At 66.2% G+C, this 14,699-nt stretch carries 21 protein-coding genes; 9 read left to right on the top strand and 12 right to left on the bottom strand.

Annotation, left to right across the window (positions count from 1 at the left end; all coding sequences use genetic code 11):
- Window positions 1-110 precede the first annotated feature (110 nt).
- Window positions 111-1,178 carry an isopenicillin N synthase family dioxygenase gene (locus tag ACQCSY_RS19055; RefSeq protein WP_427131218.1) on the top strand — a complete coding sequence of 356 codons (1,068 nt, stop codon included), beginning with the start codon at window positions 111-113 and terminating at the stop codon, window positions 1,176-1,178.
- Here ACQCSY_RS19055 and ACQCSY_RS19050 read toward each other — a convergent pair.
- From ACQCSY_RS19050 to ACQCSY_RS19020, 7 genes are all read right to left on the bottom strand, one after another.
- On the bottom strand, window positions 1,144-1,575 hold the full coding sequence (locus ACQCSY_RS19050) for an ester cyclase (RefSeq protein ID WP_427131216.1): 432 nt from the start codon (window positions 1,573-1,575) through the stop codon (window positions 1,144-1,146). The genes ACQCSY_RS19055 and ACQCSY_RS19050 overlap by 35 nt on opposite strands.
- 204 nt (window positions 1,576-1,779) lie before the next feature.
- Entirely contained in the window at window positions 1,780-2,247 is a 468-nt protein-coding gene (locus ACQCSY_RS19045) for an SRPBCC family protein (protein WP_427131214.1), read from the bottom strand.
- Window positions 2,248-2,455: 208 nt separating this feature from the next.
- Window positions 2,456-2,740, bottom strand: a complete 285-nt coding sequence (locus ACQCSY_RS19040; RefSeq protein WP_427131212.1) for an SRPBCC family protein — start codon at window positions 2,738-2,740, stop codon at window positions 2,456-2,458.
- Window positions 2,741-2,782: 42 nt separating this feature from the next.
- Window positions 2,783-3,109 (bottom strand): YciI family protein, encoded by a 327-nt coding sequence (locus ACQCSY_RS19035; RefSeq protein ID WP_427131210.1) that lies wholly within the window; start codon window positions 3,107-3,109, stop codon window positions 2,783-2,785.
- 132 nt (window positions 3,110-3,241) lie between these two features.
- Window positions 3,242-3,679 carry an SRPBCC family protein gene (locus ACQCSY_RS19030; protein WP_427131208.1) on the bottom strand — a complete coding sequence of 146 codons (438 nt, stop codon included), beginning with the start codon at window positions 3,677-3,679 and terminating at the stop codon, window positions 3,242-3,244.
- 33 nt (window positions 3,680-3,712) lie between these two features.
- Window positions 3,713-4,690: a TIGR03086 family metal-binding protein gene (locus ACQCSY_RS19025; RefSeq protein ID WP_427131206.1), complete on the bottom strand. Its 978-nt coding sequence runs from the start codon at window positions 4,688-4,690 to the stop codon at window positions 3,713-3,715.
- Window positions 4,690-5,010: an ArsR/SmtB family transcription factor gene (locus ACQCSY_RS19020; RefSeq protein ID WP_427131204.1), complete on the bottom strand. Its 321-nt coding sequence runs from the start codon at window positions 5,008-5,010 to the stop codon at window positions 4,690-4,692. The genes ACQCSY_RS19025 and ACQCSY_RS19020 overlap by 1 nt, the downstream gene beginning before the upstream one ends.
- A gap of 63 nt (window positions 5,011-5,073) precedes the next feature.
- Here ACQCSY_RS19020 and ACQCSY_RS19015 point away from each other — a divergent pair, with 63 nt between their 5' ends.
- Window positions 5,074-5,385, top strand: a complete 312-nt coding sequence (locus ACQCSY_RS19015) for a hypothetical protein (RefSeq protein WP_427131203.1) — start codon at window positions 5,074-5,076, stop codon at window positions 5,383-5,385.
- Window positions 5,386-5,401: 16 nt separating this feature from the next.
- On the opposite strand, the gene ACQCSY_RS19010 is transcribed toward ACQCSY_RS19015, so the two are convergent.
- From ACQCSY_RS19010 to ACQCSY_RS19000, 3 genes are all read right to left on the bottom strand, one after another.
- Entirely contained in the window at window positions 5,402-5,602 is a 201-nt protein-coding gene (locus ACQCSY_RS19010) for a YegP family protein (protein ID WP_427131201.1), read from the bottom strand.
- A 122-nt stretch (window positions 5,603-5,724) separates the two neighbouring features.
- The gene (locus ACQCSY_RS19005) at window positions 5,725-6,375 is read right to left on the bottom strand and encodes a DUF5671 domain-containing protein (protein ID WP_427135940.1); all 651 of its coding nucleotides are present in this window, start codon (window positions 6,373-6,375) and stop codon (window positions 5,725-5,727) included.
- A 250-nt stretch (window positions 6,376-6,625) separates the two neighbouring features.
- Window positions 6,626-7,015 carry a hypothetical protein gene (locus ACQCSY_RS19000; protein ID WP_427131200.1) on the bottom strand — a complete coding sequence of 130 codons (390 nt, stop codon included), beginning with the start codon at window positions 7,013-7,015 and terminating at the stop codon, window positions 6,626-6,628.
- A 120-nt stretch (window positions 7,016-7,135) separates the two neighbouring features.
- Between ACQCSY_RS19000 and ACQCSY_RS18995 the strand changes: the two genes are divergently transcribed.
- On the top strand, window positions 7,136-8,593 hold the full coding sequence (locus tag ACQCSY_RS18995; protein ID WP_427131198.1) for a DUF5129 domain-containing protein: 1,458 nt from the start codon (window positions 7,136-7,138) through the stop codon (window positions 8,591-8,593).
- A 24-nt stretch (window positions 8,594-8,617) separates the two neighbouring features.
- On the opposite strand, the gene ACQCSY_RS18990 is transcribed toward ACQCSY_RS18995, so the two are convergent.
- Window positions 8,618-8,809 carry a DUF1918 domain-containing protein gene (locus tag ACQCSY_RS18990; RefSeq protein WP_427131196.1) on the bottom strand — a complete coding sequence of 64 codons (192 nt, stop codon included), beginning with the start codon at window positions 8,807-8,809 and terminating at the stop codon, window positions 8,618-8,620.
- 115 nt (window positions 8,810-8,924) lie between these two features.
- A complete protein-coding gene (locus tag ACQCSY_RS18985) occupies window positions 8,925-10,010 on the bottom strand; it encodes a serine hydrolase (protein ID WP_427131194.1) in 1,086 nt (361 codons plus the stop codon).
- A 347-nt stretch (window positions 10,011-10,357) separates the two neighbouring features.
- Here ACQCSY_RS18985 and ACQCSY_RS18980 point away from each other — a divergent pair, with 347 nt between their 5' ends.
- From ACQCSY_RS18980 to ACQCSY_RS18955, 6 genes are all read left to right on the top strand, one after another.
- The gene (locus ACQCSY_RS18980; RefSeq protein WP_427131192.1) at window positions 10,358-10,915 is read left to right on the top strand and encodes a dihydrofolate reductase family protein; all 558 of its coding nucleotides are present in this window, start codon (window positions 10,358-10,360) and stop codon (window positions 10,913-10,915) included.
- Window positions 10,916-10,952: 37 nt separating this feature from the next.
- Window positions 10,953-11,291: a YnfA family protein gene (locus ACQCSY_RS18975; protein ID WP_427131190.1), complete on the top strand. Its 339-nt coding sequence runs from the start codon at window positions 10,953-10,955 to the stop codon at window positions 11,289-11,291.
- 141 nt (window positions 11,292-11,432) lie between these two features.
- Window positions 11,433-12,260: a phosphatase PAP2 family protein gene (locus ACQCSY_RS18970; RefSeq protein ID WP_427131188.1), complete on the top strand. Its 828-nt coding sequence runs from the start codon at window positions 11,433-11,435 to the stop codon at window positions 12,258-12,260.
- A gap of 2 nt (window positions 12,261-12,262) precedes the next feature.
- The gene (locus ACQCSY_RS18965) at window positions 12,263-12,937 is read left to right on the top strand and encodes a VTT domain-containing protein (RefSeq protein WP_427131187.1); all 675 of its coding nucleotides are present in this window, start codon (window positions 12,263-12,265) and stop codon (window positions 12,935-12,937) included.
- A 1-nt stretch (window position 12,938) separates the two neighbouring features.
- A complete protein-coding gene (locus ACQCSY_RS18960) occupies window positions 12,939-13,616 on the top strand; it encodes a response regulator transcription factor (RefSeq protein ID WP_427131185.1) in 678 nt (225 codons plus the stop codon).
- Between the two features lie 4 nt (window positions 13,617-13,620).
- A complete protein-coding gene (locus tag ACQCSY_RS18955; RefSeq protein ID WP_427131183.1) occupies window positions 13,621-14,619 on the top strand; it encodes a sensor histidine kinase in 999 nt (332 codons plus the stop codon).
- Window positions 14,620-14,699: the final 80 nt, after the last annotated feature.

The following is a 14,699-nucleotide window of genomic DNA, read 5'->3' as shown; positions in this document are numbered from 1 at the left end:
GATCAAGAAAGCCCGCGAAGTCCCTGCGTAAAGCCTGTGAAGCCGTGGCCTACCGGAATCGAAAGCCCCGTACCGTTCAGTAGTGGAAGGGGTGGTGGTAGTTTGCAGTCATGGATGCACCATCGGATTCAATTCCCCTCCTGGACCTCAGGGCAGCCAGAAACAAGGATGGATTCTTTGACCCGGCGTTTATCGCTGCGCTGCGAGACGCCGCGCACCGGGTGGGCTTCTTCCAGCTGACCGGCTACGGGGCCGGTCCGGCGCAGGTCGACGAACTCTTTGGCGCCACCAGCAGCTTTTTTGACCTGCCGCTGGAGGCCAGGCTGGAGTTGGATAACCGCACGTCGCCGCACTTCCGCGGCTACACGCGGTTGGGCCATGAAGTCACCCAGGGACGCCCGGACGCCCGCGAACAACTGGACTTCGGACCCGAACGTCCCGCCGTCGTGGATTATCCGGCGAACCAGCCGTACTGGCTGGTGCAGGGACCGAACCTGTGGCCGGACGGCGCCTTGCCTGAGCTCCGCGGGGTCTGCATGGCCTGGGCGGAGCTGATGTCGAGGGTGGGCGCCGAGTTGCTGAGTGCAATCGCGGTCTGCCTTGAACTGCCGGAAGACCACTTCGCCGAGCCGTTCCGGAACACGCCTGCATGGATGGCCAAACTCGTCCATTATGTTGGCGGCGTTGTCAAGGAAGCCGGACCCCAGGGGGTCGGCGCGCACGCCGACTACGGGTTCGTCACCCTGCTGCTTCAGGATCTGGTCGGTGGACTGCAGGTCCTTCCCCCCGGCAGCGACGACTGGATAGAGGTGGAGCCGATGCCGGGCACACTCGTCGTCAACCTCGGGGAAATGCTCGAGGTCGCCACGCAAGGCTACCTCTCAGCCACAGTCCATCGTGTCGAGGCGCCGCCGGCCGGAGTCGACCGCTACACGATCCCCTTCTTCTGGTCGCCCCGGCTCGACGCAGTGATCGAGCCGGTCCCGCTCCCGCCGTCCATGGCGGCCCAGTCCCGGGGGATCTCCGATGACCCGGACAACCCGATGCTCGCTTCCTACGGCGCTAACGTGCTCAAGGGCTGGCTGCGCGCCCACCCCGAGGTCGCCCGGATCCATCACCCCGAACTTGTCCGTGCGCCCGGGCTCACATCCCCGGCAGAAGCCCCAACTGCCCCATGAGGGCAGCCACATCCGGATGGGCCTTGAACGAGGCAATCTTCCCATCCCTGACCGTGGCGAAATACGTTCCCGTGCCTCTGACTGCCCGTCCTGTCGCGGGGATCTGCGTGCCGGCCATCGATAGGGGTCCGGTGTTTGTCCCCGTGAACTCCACCTCCGCTGCGACTTGGTCCTCGCTGACCACCCGGGTGACGATCTTGGTGCGCATATCGGGGAAAGCCGTAAACCACGACTCCATGTACGCCTTCACTTCGTCCCGTGAGCGCATCGGCTCGGGGACCGATACATCGGAAAACGAAAAATCGTCAGCAAGGAGCTCGGCGAACCCGGCTGTATCATGCTGGTCCCACGCCGCCATTCCCCTGTCATCAACCTGCTCGACGTCGGTGATTGACATCATATTTCTCCTCCCTGAGGCATCCTGATGCGCATCATCGTAGGCTTCGAGACTTGGATGTCAATGCGTTCCCGAAACCGGAGTCCTTGAAGTCGGAGTCGTCAATGAACCTGGCAACCCGCGAGACCGGCGCCGTCGTCCTCCAGCAGACCCGTGTCCTCCGCGATCGACGCTCCCTGGTGAAACTTCAGGGAGCGTCCCCGCTCAGGCCTTCCGCTGTGCGACGGCGCCGGCGAGTGAGGCCAGGCCCTTCTCGAAGTCCGTGCCGACCATTTTGTCCATGTTCATGAAGAGGGCGAAGAGCTTGCCGATGCCCTTGTTCTCGCCGGTCATGGTCCAGGTCACCTGTGTTCCGGTGCTGGCGGGAGTGAACGTGAAGACAGTCGGGTTGACCGCTTTGAAGGGCTTGGTGAATTCGAGGCGGATCTTGATGCTGTGCGGCTCGGTGGTGTCGACAATCTCCATCGTGCCCGAGCCGGCTTTGCGGTTGCCGCTCCAGGCGTACTTGGCGCCGACGCCGGAATCGCTGCCGGAGTAGCTGCGGTCCATCGAGGGATCCACCGACTCCCACGGCGACCACTTGGTCCATTCACGGAAGCTGTTGACCAGCGGGAAGATGTCTTCGGCCGGGGCCGGGATGACTGCGTTGCGTGTGACTTCAAATGTAGACATGGGGCCATCCTAGGGGGTGGCCGGTCCGGTTGGGCACCGGGCCGGCCACTGACGCGCCGCTAGCCTTCTTCGATGACCGTTTTCAGGTCCCGGAGCTGGTCAACCTCTGCCTGCATCGTTTTGGTGATGAGCCCGTCCAGCATTTTCATGAGTCCTGAGGGCTTCAGGTCCAGGATGAAGCGGACCGTTGTGCGGCCACCGGCCTCAGTCAGCAGGTACCGGCCTTCCGGGCGCGCCGGGCCGGCAATGACCTGGAAGCCAGGGTGCGGCCGGGATCCGCGGCGGTGATCCGGTAGTCCCCCTGGATGGGCCTCCCCCGCGGTCCGGTCAGGGTCTGGCCATACACGGCGCCGGTCTCGCCCGGGGCGCCGCTCCTGAGGGCGATGCTTTGGACGCTCCGACGCCATGCTGGGTTGTTCAGCCCGTCCGCTAGAAAGGCATAGACCTCCGTTGCGGCGCGGTCGATGGTGATCTCGTTTTCGGCGTGTGCCATTCAGTTCCTCTCGGGTGGGGCGCAGTCACATCTGCTGTGAGACTACATCTCGCCGAGCTCGAAGATCTCAAGGCTGAATTTTCCGTTGCCATCTGAGAGGAACGGGTGGCCGTCGACGAGGGCCTTGGCGGCCTGGAGACTGTCGGCTTCCACGATCGAGTAGCCGTTCAGGTCCGAGGCCTCTGCCACCGTGCCGTCGTCCACCACCGAGGTGCGGGCGGGAGTGAACGGCGCGCCGGCGTCGAGGAGTGCGGGGCCCATCTTCTCCATCCAGGCGCCCCAGGCGGCCATCTGCGCCGCCGACTGCTCCTGGGTGAACTGGTCCATCGGTGTGGCCGGACCCTTGTACATATAAATGAACTTGCTCATGACATGTCCTTCATCTGGGTATTCGCTGTTCGTACGGCCTGGCGTGGGTGCTGCGGCCGCCCCTGCCTGCGCGAATCACACCAGGCATGGAGTCTATGTGCCCGGGCGCCGTCGTTAGCGGTGGCCCGGCGTTCAGGTCGCCTCCAGTATCTGTTTCAGCCTGGCGAGGTCCTTCCGCATTGCGCGGCGCATCATCGGGGCCATCACGAGGTTCACGACGGCGGAGAATCCCGCCGGATTGCCGGTGTTGCGAAGGGCCATGCGGGTTGAAGAACCGTCCGCATCCGCCCACGTGTAGGTAGTCTGCATCGGGAACGGACCCTGTGCTGTCCGCATGACCAGTTTCCTGTCCAGCTCCATCTCCGTGAATTCGTAGACGTAGTCCAGTTTCCGGCCCAGGAATTGTGCACGGAAGGCGAGCCGGGAGCCCACAACCAAGGGCGGCGTCGATTCCCAGCTAACCGCCTTGATGTTCGCGTACCAGCCGGGAGCATTGTCCGGGTCGGATGCATAGCGGGCCACGACCTCGCGCGGCCGGTGGATGACAATTTCTGTCAATACATCAACCATGGCAATTTCCTTCTGCCGGATATCCGCGGCGCATCAGATGCCGGCGACCTCACGGCCGGTGAACGCGATGAGACGCTCAAGGCTGGCCGTCGATTCATCAACCAGGGTCTCGGCGGCGAAGCTGGTGCCGCGCATGCTGGGGCTGATGGTGTTGCGGGCGAGGCCCAGCACATATTCCGAGAGCACCGGCGACACCGCCAGTTCCTGCCCCGTGGACGCGGCAAGGTCCCAGGCGTGGACAAGCAGTTCAAGGTTGAGGATGTTGGCGACCAGTGTGGCCGGCAGTTCGGCGAAGCCCATGTCCAGGCTTCCTTCCGTGCCGCGGGCGCGGAACGCTTCCAGCGTCACCTGGGCCGCGTCAGCGATCCGGACCTCCGGCGACGCCGCCGGCTGGTCAGCAACGGCGACGCCGAGTGGCTTGGCGATGGAGGCGATCGACCCGAACAAGTGCTCCAGGAGGCCGGAAACGGTGAAGTCCTCGCAGGGAGTCCGGGACTCCATGTCCGAGTCCCTGAGTCCGCGCAGGACACGCTGGGCCACCGCGAGCGCGGCTTCGGCGCTGGCGAGTTCGTTGATCGGACCCGGGGCTGCCACCCAGCCGTCCGGGCCGGCGTCGCCACTGGTTGCCAGCAGGACGAGTCGCTCCAGGAAGTGGTTCCAGCCCTCTGCATGGCCCGCTTCCTGCTCCGGAGTCAGCCCCTCATGGATCAGCTGGACGGTTGTTCCGCCGTCGACGGCTTCCAGGTTCACCGTCACAGTGGACGCGCCGGGCGGCAGCTGGCCGTCGCCCTCCCAGCCCCAGGTGTAGACGATCCGCTTGCCGGGCTCGATTTCCGTGAAGGTCCCCATTGCCGAATGGCCGGGGGTGACGGTCAGGCGGTATTCCCCACCGATGCGCAGGTCCACTCTCGCCGCGACGGCCTTCCAGCGGCGGAGCCTCTCCGGCTCAGTGATGAGGGCGAATGCGACATCCGGGTCTACCGGAATGAAGACTGTTTTGTTGAATGACATCAGATTTTCCCTTGTGATGTTGGTGGGCGCAGTCTGCTGGCGTCGGCCACCAGCAGATCCAGCTCGGTTGTCCAGAAAGCCTCGAATTGTTCACGCAGCCGGACCATCCCCGCTGTGTCCAGGCGGTAGTACCTGTTCCTGCCGTCCTTCCTGGCTGAGACGAGTCCCACTTCGGACAAGAGCAGCAGGTGCTGGGAGATGGCCGAACGGCTGACCGGGAAGTGCGCCGACAACTCCGTCACGGTCCTCTCCCCCTCCGCCAGGAGACGAAGCAGCGCGCGCCTGTTTGGCTCCGTGGCAACTTCCAGAAGGTCAGGCACAATTAATACGTTAGTAGCCACTAACGTATTTTGCAAGGCATCGGAACTACGCTGGCACGATGCGTGGATGTGAAGACGCTCCTGCGGCTACTTCGGACGAGCCGGACGGAGGCCGCACTGCTGGTTGCGAGGTTCCCCGGCGTCGTATTCGTGGGGGTCCTCGAAGGCATTGTGATGATCGCACGCTTCGATGCCCCGCTCTTCTTCGCGAACGGAGCCGTGTTCACCGAGCACATCCGGACCCGCGTGGCGAACGCACCCCGGCCGGTGCGGTGGGTGATCGTTGCCTCCGAGGCCATCACGGACGTCGAGACCACCGCACTGGATGACCTCGTGGAGCTCGACGACGAGCTGGCCAGGTGCCGCCTCGCGTAGCCCGGCCCGCCCCTTTTCAGGCCTTCTCTGCGGTCGCCGCCTCCGTGAGGTCGACCACCGGCGACGCTGCGTTCTTCTTGACCGACTCGACCCCGCTCATGGCGCTTGCCTTGGTCTTGTAGCTCTCCGAGGAGGCGATCACTTCGCCCTTGGACGCCTTGAGCCGGAACCGGAATCCGCCGGACCTGTCCTTGTAGACCTCGTACTTAGCAGCCATCTTGCGTCCCTGATTTCCACGTGTGATTTCCGCGTTGGTGTGACCGGCCGGGCAGCCGGCATGCCACAGATTATCGCCGCTGCGACTGGCTGAACAGAGTCTTGGGACCCCCTCCGGACCCGTCAGCCCAGCAGCGGGATGACGTCGATCCTGCCGTCCGGGCCGATGACCACCAGCACCCGCGTGCCGGTCACGCCTTGCAGCCCCGCCGCCAGCCGGACTGCCAGCGCCCCGGCGCCTGCCGGAACAGTGCCGCCCGCGGCGTCGGCACCGGTGGACGGGGGTCCGACGGCGGTACCGGCGCCGGCGTCGGCCCGTTTCCAGACGGTCACGCCGGCGCCGGTGACCTCGTCGATGACCCGGTGCAGCGGTGCAGGATCGGACCCCGTGACCGGGATGACGTGTCCGATGGTCCGCCGCCGTACCGGGCCTGCCTCGGCCAGGGCGGCCCGGTCATGCCGACACACCTCGAAGTGATACCCGGCGGCCAACCCGGTGGCCACCAGCAGCCCCAGCGGGGCGCGGATCCGGTCCACCAGGCTTCCGCCGGTGACCTGGCCGGTGACATCGCCGAGGACGAATTCGAACACCCTGAACCCGATCACCAGGAGCGTGATCACCGCGACCATGGCGCTCAGGCCGAACACCGCAGTCAGGTAGACACGGCGCTCGTTCAGCCCGGTCCCGGACGCGGTCCTGCGCTCCCGGGGTTTCCACGCCAGCCACCAGACCGGGCCGCCGACCAGGAGGGAACTGATCCCGCCCAGCAACAGCGTCCGGACCCCGGAGCCAGCCCGGCCACGTCATCCGAGGCCAGTTCGGTGCCGGTCACGAGCAGGCGCCCCAGCAATCCGCTGAGGCCGACGGCGGTGATCGCCACCAGGGCGAACAGCAGCGCGTATATGATCAGCCGGGGCACGGTGCGCTGGGCTGCGCCGCCGGAGGGATCTGCCGCGGGACTCTGAGCCAGACCTTGAGCCGGACGGGCCGGCAGCTGGGGCACCTCCGGGACCAGGGGCGCGCTCATTGCTTCACCGGCTGGACGTGGCACACCCTCAGCTGCCAAGGCGCGTTGTTGATCAGCCACTTGTCCCCCATCTTGACGAGGTCGAAGACATCCTCGACCTGGTACTCGTTGCTGCCGAACGGGCCGGCGTTCTCGGAGACGGTGATCAGCACCTTCACATCCGCGGACGTTGCACGTTCCGTGGTCGAGACCAGGGTGACGCGGAGCTTATCCACGGCGCTCCGTTCCAGGGCGTTGCACTTGTTCCGCGCGGCGTCGCTCAGGTAGGCGGCCGCGGCGGTCTCATCGCCGGCGATCACAAGCACTGCTATCGCGGCCAGAATGGCCAAGAGCGTCCGATCCGGCTTGGGGTGCTGCGGCTCCGGTTCCTCCGGCTCAGGACTCATGCCGTCAGTATGGGTCAGAAGCCAGCACGCCGTCATGATGTCTTTGGGCCCCTTTGCCTTTCGACCCCATTCAGGGGTGTGTCCGTCGACGCGGCTGAATGCAGCTACTACGCTCAGGAAATGGGAATCAAGCGGAAAGTCCTGGCCGCCGTGGTGCTGCTCATGGCCGGCCTGCTGGGCGGCGCCCAGGCGGCGCTGGCCGTAACGCCGCTCGCCGTCGTCGTGGAGGACCGCGCGGGGGTGCTGGACCGGAACACGTTCCTGCCCGCGGTGCAGTCCATCGACTTCTACCAACCCACCAAGGTTGCCGTTTACACCTACAACGGCACGGCCGCGGACAACCTGAACGAGGAAGTCCTGCGTTTTGCCCGCGCCGAACACCCCGAGTGGATCAGCGCCGACGGGCAGAAGTGGGCGGACGGTCTCTTCATCTTCGCGCTGGATCCCGTGGGCCGGCATGTCGGGACGTATATGGGTGAGGACCGGAAGGTCTCCCTGGAGCAGCGCGATGACATCCAGAACGCCTCCAAGGACCTGTTCCGCGATGCCCAGTGGACAGACGGCACCATCGCCGGGATCCGCCGCGGCGCCGAGCTCATCAACCGGCCGTGGTACCGCTCCACGGCCTTCCTCATCACAGCCTGGACGGCTGTGGCCGGTGCGGTCACGGGCGCCGCGGTGTGGCTGATTGTGCGCTGGCGGACCAGGGTGGACAGCCGCAAGGAACTGGCCCGGGGCGATGCCAGCTACGCGAACGTCAGCATGGACCTCGAGGTCACCGAGCTCAACGCCGGCACCATCCCCGAGTCCTCACGCTACGGCGGAACCGTCCTGGAGAAGCACCGCACCTTCCTGAACCGGTACAACACGGCCACCGGTCTGTCCAACCAAGTGCATGCCCTGACGGCCCGGGGCCTGAGCCGGCGGCCGAACCTGAAACTCGTCCGGACATATGCCGATGCCGCGGCAGAACTGGACGCACTCGATGACGTCATCGCGGACACCAACGCCCTGCTGAACCGGGGGTCGGCGTGGGCCGCCGCCTGGGACCGGCAGACTGCCCCGTTCCGCAGCGATCTGGACGGTCTGGAGCTGCTGCTTAGCAAACGCCATGCCGAGGGAGAATCCGTGACGGCCGCCGCGCTGCGGTCCTTCCGCGACGAATGCCAGCGAGAGCTCGAACGCTGGACCTCGGAGCTGGACGACGGGGCAGTCACCCCGGAGACGGCGCTCGACCGGCTGCGGGATGCCCGGACCCACCTGTCCGAGCTGCTGAAGAACCACGCCGACACCGTGATCGACGGTTATGCCCGGAATGAGAAGGAAGCGACGCTCATGCGCAAGGAGATGGAGAGCGCGCAGGCAGGCACGAAAGCCAAATACGGGCGCGCCTACGAGCCCAGCATCCTCGGAACGGTCTACCCGTCCTACTACTTTTTCTCGGTCCCGACCTTCAATACGGGCTTCGACACAGGCGTCAGCACCGTCAGCACCGCCCGCGGCGGGGGCGGCAGCACCACCGGCTACGGTTCCAGCGGCGGAAGTTTCTCCGGGTCCGGGAGCTCGTCGAGCTTTTAGCGCAGAGCTTCTAAGGCCGCGGCGTCAGCTCGCCTCGCTCCGTTCGACGACGAAATCTCCGCCGGGAAACAAGATCGTCTCATGGCCGTCGTCGAACCTGACGTGGTACGGCGGCGCACCGTCGGCGCCCCTGACCTCAAGGATCTGGCCGTGCCGGTCCGCGGACTCGACTGTGTGGCCCCGGATGATGATGCGGTCCCCTGATGTTGCTTTCATGTCATTCACCTCCCCTCTACAGCGTACGTTTGTCCGTCCTTCGTGGGAACGGCCGGCTCAGCGATCAGAGCAGTGCTGCGGTCCGAACAGTACGGCGACCAAAACAGTGGAGCGGTCAAAACAGCGCGGCCGTAACTGTCCGGGTCAGCTGCTGGATGATGCGGGCCCGGGCAGTCATGTCCGTCAGGTCCCTGCCCCGGGTGTACACCACGAACACGAAGGCCCGGCCGTCCTGGGCCAGGACGCTCGCGTCATGCAGATTGCCGAAGAGCAGGCCGTACTTGTGGAAGACGTCAACGTCCGGCGGGGCGGCGGCCGGGATGAGCGTTTCGTAGTTGGTGTTCTGCATATAGGACAGCAGCTGCGCGGTATTGCTCGGGTTGAGAAGCTTCCCCGTGTACAGCAGGGCCAGCGTCCGGGCCATGTCCGTCGGGGTCAGGAGGTTTACCGTGCGGTCGTAGTCGATCCCGATGGCTTCGGCATAGTCGCTCAACTCCTGCTGGCCGACCGCGTCGAGGATCAGCGCCCACGAATCATTGTTGCTCTGCTGGACCATCTGGCGGATCTGGACGCCGGCGCTCGATGCGCCCAGCGGATCCGTCAGCGATGCCCGGCCGGTCTCCACGAGGTTGTAGTAGGCAGCCGCGGCGAGGATTTTGGCGGTACTCGCGGCAACAAACTTGCCCTGCTCTCCGTATTCGTGGACAACGCCGTCCGAGAGGTCGATCAGGGACACGCCCAACGCGTAGGCGCTGTTGGCCTCGATGATGGCGTTGATTTCGCCATCCAACTCCGGGTCTATGGCCGGGGCCGCGACGGCGGGTGGGGCCGCCGGTGCAGCGGCTTCAGCGGGCGCTGCCGAGGGGGTGGCCGGAGTTCCGGGCAGATCAGCGGCTGGGCCGGCCGGCGCGTCTACGAGGGCGCCTTCTGGAGCCGCAGCGGCCCCCGACGGCGCTTGTCCGGCGCCCGGCGTAAGGGCCCTGGGGAGGATTAGCTTCCCGCTGGCGGCGCCGGCCGGCGGCCCTGGTACATCGGGCGCGGCAGCGGCGGATATACCCGCCGACGCCGGCGCACCACCCGCTGAATCAGCCGGCACCCCTGCTTGGACAGTCGTATACACATTGCTTGCCGAGACCAGGGCCAGTGCGACGGCGGCCGCGGTCAGGAACTGCGGGCGGACCCTGCCGAAATGCCACGCCAAGGGCCACGGCTCGGGCCTGCCATCGGTGACCGGTCTGTGCCGACCCGAGCCATAGTGGCGTGCCGGGGGCTCATTCATCTGGGCCTCCCGCCGGGTTCTGCACAGAAACTTTCGCAAGCATGCTGTTCCTCCGAGGGTGACCAACCGCGGTGGGGCATCAAAGTTTCTGAATTCTGCATCGCGGCAGGACCCTGCGCAAGGCTTGCACCTTGGGAAAACCTGCAGTCAGGCCGCCAGTCCAAGGCCCCGTTCTTGTTGGCGTCCGCGGCGTACGCTGGAGCGGTAGTCCCGATCGGCTGACGCCGTCCCGACGCCGGCCCCGCCGTCACCCGTTGGAGGAGTTTGCGATGCGAAAGATCATCCTGGCGATGCAAGTTTCCCTGGACGGGTTCTTCGAGGGCCCGGACCGGGATATCAGCTGGCACATGGTCGACGACGAGCTGCACCGCCACTTCAATGAGCAGCTCGGCGCCATGGGCGCCTTCCTGGACGGCCGTGTTACCTACGAGCTGATGGCCGGGTTCTGGCCGACGGCGGACGCCGATCCCTCCAGCAGCGGCCCGATGGCCGAGTTTGCCCGGATCTGGCGGGACATGCCCAAGATCGTCTACTCCAAGACGCTCGCGGCTTCCGGCTGGAACACCACGGTGGTGCGGGACGTCGTCGCGGCTGAGGTCATGGAACTGAAGTCGCGCCCCGGCGGGGATCTCGCCCTGGGCGGGGCGGGGCTTGCGGATGCCTTTCGGCGACTGGGGCTGATCGACGAATTCTGGCTATATGTCCATCCGGTGCTGATCGGACGGGGCAGGCCGCTGTTCAAGCCGTCGGACGCCAGAACCCGGCTCCGGCTTGCCGAGACGCGCGCCTTCGGCAACGGCGTCGTCCTGCTGCGTTACGCAGCGTAGCCCGCCGGGCGGCTGGCCACCCTGCCATGATGGACCCGTGACGATTGCAAAAACAATCCTGCTGTTCGTACTCGCTGCCACCGCGGAAATCGGCGGCGCGTGGCTGGTCTGGCAGGCAGTCCGGGAAGGCAGGGACTGGTGGTGGGCCGGGCTCGGGATTCTGGCTCTGGGTGCTTACGGTTTCGCCGCGAGCCTGCAGCCCGATCCGCACTTCGGGCGCATCCTCGCCGCCTACGGAGGCGTGTTCGTGGCGGGCTCGTTGGCGTGGGGCATGATCTTCGACGGCTTCCGACCCGACCGGTGGGACATCATCGGCTCAGTGGTCTGCCTGGTCGGCGTCGCAGTCATCATGTTCGCGCCGCGCAGCGCCGGCTGACCTGCCGGCTGAACGCTGACGAGGGCCGAAGGAATCCGCGGGCTCGGCCCTGCGGCACTTCTTAAGCGTTTCTTAAAGGGCGCGCGGGAGAGTTGTCGCAGGCGCCTGACCGCGCGCCCTTGCCCCGAGCCGGAGGATCACATGACTGGACCCGCCCCTGTTGACCGCCATTCGGCACTTCCCCTTCCCGACACCACGCGGCCCGCCGCCGCACCGCGGTTTTGGGCCATACCCCAGGCCGGCCACTGGTTGCTGTTGGGCGCCCTGTTGTCTGTGGCCGTCCTGGCACTGGGCCTGACGGCGCAGCTGATGCCGGGGTTCGGTGCCGCCGAGCTTGGTGTGGACCAGGATCTTAGCCAGCATCACGCCGCCGTCCTGACCGCCGTCGCGATGGCGCTGAACGTGGTGTTTGGCCCGGTGGCGGGCGCCGCACTGATCGCCGCCGTCGCCCTCTACATCTGGGTGGTCCGCGGTGCCCTGGTAAAGGCGGTTGCCTTCGGCCTCGTGGCATCCTCCGGCTGGGTGGCCAGTGAGTTCTTCAAGATCATCGTCGCCCGGCAACGGCCCAACCCCGCGCTGCTGTTCGATCCTCTGTCGCCGGAGACGGGGTCCAACAGCTTTCCCAGCGGCCACGTCTCCTTCTCGGTGGCACTGGCGTTCGCGCTGTATTTCCTGGCCCGCGGAACCCGCTGGGCCAACGTCGCAGCCTTCACGGGTGCAGCCACGGCACTTGTCGTAGCATGGTCAAGGTTGTACGTCGGGGTCCACTACCCCACCGACGTGGCGGCCTCATTCCTGGCCGCGAGCGCAGCGGTGGTACTGCTGGCGGGCCTGTGGAACCGGTTCGCTCCCCGGATGCTGGACCGGCTTCCCGTCCCCGCAATCGCCCGATCGTCACGATCGTCACGATCGTCACGATCGTCACGATCGTCACGATCGTCACGATCGTCACGATCTAAGAGGAAGTGAACATGCACACCTTCTATGCCGCAGCACTCCTTCCGGCCGTGTCCGCCGCCGGAACCCCGCTCCTTGACCCGGCCAGCCTGCTCGCGGGGCTCGGCCCTGCGGCGCTGGGCGTCATCGCGCTAATGGTCTTCATCGAATCCGGCGTGCTCTTCCCCTTCCTGCCCGGAGATTCCTTGCTCTTCACCGCAGGCCTGCTGCATCAGCAGCTGCAACTGACGCTGCCGGTGCTGATCGGTGTCGTCACCGCAGCTGCCGTGGCCGGAGACCAGGTCGGCTATATGCTGGGACGCACGTTTGGCCGGAAATGGTTCAAGGACGATGCCAGGGTCTGGAAGACGGCGCATTTGACCGCCACCGAGGACTTCTTCCGCCGCCACGGCGGCGCCGCAATCGTGCTGGCCCGTTTCGTGCCCATGGTCCGGACGTTTGCGCCGCTGAGCGCCGGCATCGCCCGTTACGGTTACAAGTCCTTCACGCTCTGGAACGTCACGGGCGCCCTCGCCTGGGCCGGGTCCGTGACGCTGCTGGGCACCTGGCTGGGCCACTTCGAGGTCATCGCAAAGAACATCGACGTCATCGCCGTGGTCATGGTGCTCGTCTCCGTCCTGCCCTGGGGCGTCCAGCTGCTCAGGCGCCGCCGCAGCCGCGCTGAGGACATGGCACGGAATAATAGCTGACATGACAACCGCCGACCGGCCATCGCTCCTGCTCGTCGAGGACGACGCCGTGCTGGGACCGCTCATCGCAGAACTGCTGGAGACGGACTACCGGATCCGGCTGGTCGCCAACGGCCAGGACGGTCTGCATCTGGGCCTGACGGAGACCTGGGACGTCATGGTCATCGACCGCGGGCTGCCCGTGATGGACGGAATCACCCTCATCGCGGCGTTGAGGTCGAAGGGCATCTCCACACCGATCCTGATTCTGACCGCGCTTGGCGACGCGGACGAGAAAGTCAGGGGTTTGGACGCAGGCGCCAACGACTACGTGACCAAGCCATTCGACGCCGCAGAACTCGCGGCGCGCCTGCGCGCGCTGACGCGCACCTTCTCTCCGGCCCGCGCGGCGCCCGTGAGCATCGGCAACTGGGAACTCGATCGGGCGTCGCGCTCCGTCCGGTCCCTCTACGGGCCCGTGGTGCCCCTCACGGCGAAGGAGGGCGACCTGCTCGCGGCCCTGGCCACGGAACCGGGGCGGGTCTTCACCCGGGACGAACTGCTCGCCAGGTTATTCCACCCCACAGACCAGCCCGGCGTGATCGACACCTATGTCCACCACCTCCGCCGGAAGATCTCCAAGACCGTGATCCGCACCGTCCACGGCGTCGGCTACCAGATTGGCGACGCCGATGAGTAAGCCCATGAGGAAGAGCGGGCCGATGGGCGGCAACCCGGACCAGTCCACGCTGCGCAGGGCCTCCCTCAAAGTGGCGTTGCGGATCAGCGCCGCCTGCGCAGTGATGGTCCTCTGCATCCTCGCCGCCACCGCCATTTACCTCATGAACCAACTTGCACACCCCGGGGTGCCAGGCTCCACGGCAGCGGGGCCGGCCTACACGTACCTCGATTCCAAGGACCTGCTCGAAGCCATGATCATCGCAGGGGCATCGGGGATCGTGTTGGCCGGCGTCGTCGGGTGGCTGAGCGCGCGCAGCGCCATCCGACCCCTCGGAGAAGCACTGGCGCTGCAGCGCCGGTTTGTCCAGGATGCCAGCCACGAACTGCGCACGCCCCTGGCCATCCTGGACACACGGATCCAGCTCACCCAACGCGACACGACGCCGGGCTCAAAGCAAGGCCAGGCCCTCGCCCGGATCCGGGAGGATGCGGCAACGCTTACGGAGATTGTCAACGAACTGCTCCTGGCAGCAACCTCTGCCAGGCCTGATCCTTCCGCGGCACCGTCCGACCTGGCCTACGTCGTCGCCGCCGTCGCCGAGAGTCTCCAGCAACTGGCGGGCCAGCGGGACGTGCTTCTGGATTTTTCCGCCGACGGCCGGCCGCTGGCACGGATCGACCAAAACGCTCTGCGGCGCGCGGTGCTGGCCCTGGCGGATAACGCCCTCGCCCACACTCCACCCGGCGGACGCGTCACCATCAGGACGGTTACAGAGCGGAACCAGGCAGTCATCACCGTGGCTGACACGGGGTCCGGGATCACGGGCGTCGATCAGGCCCGGATCTTCGACCGCTTCGTGAGGACCTCCCGTTCCGATGGAACACGCGGACAGAGAAGCTTCGGCATCGGCCTGGCCCTCGTCCGCGAGATCGCCACGGCCGCCGGCGGCACCGTCGACGTAGCCAGGACCGGCCCCGAGGGAACCGTCATGAAGATCGAGCTTCCTCTGGTCGTGCGCTGAGTCCCGGTCCCGGCAAAGGAAAGACCGGTGATCGGATGCCCCCAAAGGCATCCGATCACCGGTCTTATCCGCACCAGCAT

Origin of the sequence: Pseudarthrobacter sp. S9, from assembly GCF_050156545.1 — a bacterium.
GTDB lineage: Bacteria > Actinomycetota > Actinomycetes > Actinomycetales > Micrococcaceae > Arthrobacter.
This window is presented reverse-complemented; position numbering and strand designations above follow the sequence as displayed.

What these genes read in the sequence shown, in the direction of transcription:
- ACQCSY_RS18990 (WP_427131196.1), bottom strand. Translation starts at nt 8,809, where the DNA reads ATGAAAGCAACATCAGGGGACCGCATCATCATCCGGGGCCACACAGTC.
- ACQCSY_RS18970 (WP_427131188.1), top strand. Translation starts at nt 11,433, where the DNA reads ATGACTGGACCCGCCCCTGTTGACCGCCATTCGGCACTTCCCCTTCCC.
- ACQCSY_RS19040 (WP_427131212.1), bottom strand. Translation starts at nt 2,740, where the DNA reads ATGGCACACGCCGAAAACGAGATCACCATCGACCGCGCCGCAACGGAG.
- ACQCSY_RS19025 (WP_427131206.1), bottom strand. Translation starts at nt 4,690, where the DNA reads ATGTCATTCAACAAAACAGTCTTCATTCCGGTAGACCCGGATGTCGCA.
- ACQCSY_RS19055 (WP_427131218.1), top strand. Translation starts at nt 111, where the DNA reads ATGGATGCACCATCGGATTCAATTCCCCTCCTGGACCTCAGGGCAGCC.
- ACQCSY_RS19010 (WP_427131201.1), bottom strand. Translation starts at nt 5,602, where the DNA reads ATGGCTGCTAAGTACGAGGTCTACAAGGACAGGTCCGGCGGATTCCGG.
- ACQCSY_RS19045 (WP_427131214.1), bottom strand. Translation starts at nt 2,247, where the DNA reads ATGTCTACATTTGAAGTCACACGCAACGCAGTCATCCCGGCCCCGGCC.
- ACQCSY_RS19035 (WP_427131210.1), bottom strand. Translation starts at nt 3,109, where the DNA reads ATGAGCAAGTTCATTTATATGTACAAGGGTCCGGCCACACCGATGGAC.
- ACQCSY_RS18955 (WP_427131183.1), top strand. Translation starts at nt 13,621, where the DNA reads ATGAGGAAGAGCGGGCCGATGGGCGGCAACCCGGACCAGTCCACGCTG.
- ACQCSY_RS19000 (WP_427131200.1), bottom strand. Translation starts at nt 7,015, where the DNA reads ATGAGTCCTGAGCCGGAGGAACCGGAGCCGCAGCACCCCAAGCCGGAT.
- ACQCSY_RS19050 (WP_427131216.1), bottom strand. Translation starts at nt 1,575, where the DNA reads ATGTCAATCACCGACGTCGAGCAGGTTGATGACAGGGGAATGGCGGCG.
- ACQCSY_RS18980 (WP_427131192.1), top strand. Translation starts at nt 10,358, where the DNA reads ATGCGAAAGATCATCCTGGCGATGCAAGTTTCCCTGGACGGGTTCTTC.
- ACQCSY_RS18995 (WP_427131198.1), top strand. Translation starts at nt 7,136, where the DNA reads ATGGGAATCAAGCGGAAAGTCCTGGCCGCCGTGGTGCTGCTCATGGCC.
- ACQCSY_RS18960 (WP_427131185.1), top strand. Translation starts at nt 12,939, where the DNA reads ATGACAACCGCCGACCGGCCATCGCTCCTGCTCGTCGAGGACGACGCC.
- ACQCSY_RS19030 (WP_427131208.1), bottom strand. Translation starts at nt 3,679, where the DNA reads ATGGTTGATGTATTGACAGAAATTGTCATCCACCGGCCGCGCGAGGTC.
- ACQCSY_RS18965 (WP_427131187.1), top strand. Translation starts at nt 12,263, where the DNA reads ATGCACACCTTCTATGCCGCAGCACTCCTTCCGGCCGTGTCCGCCGCC.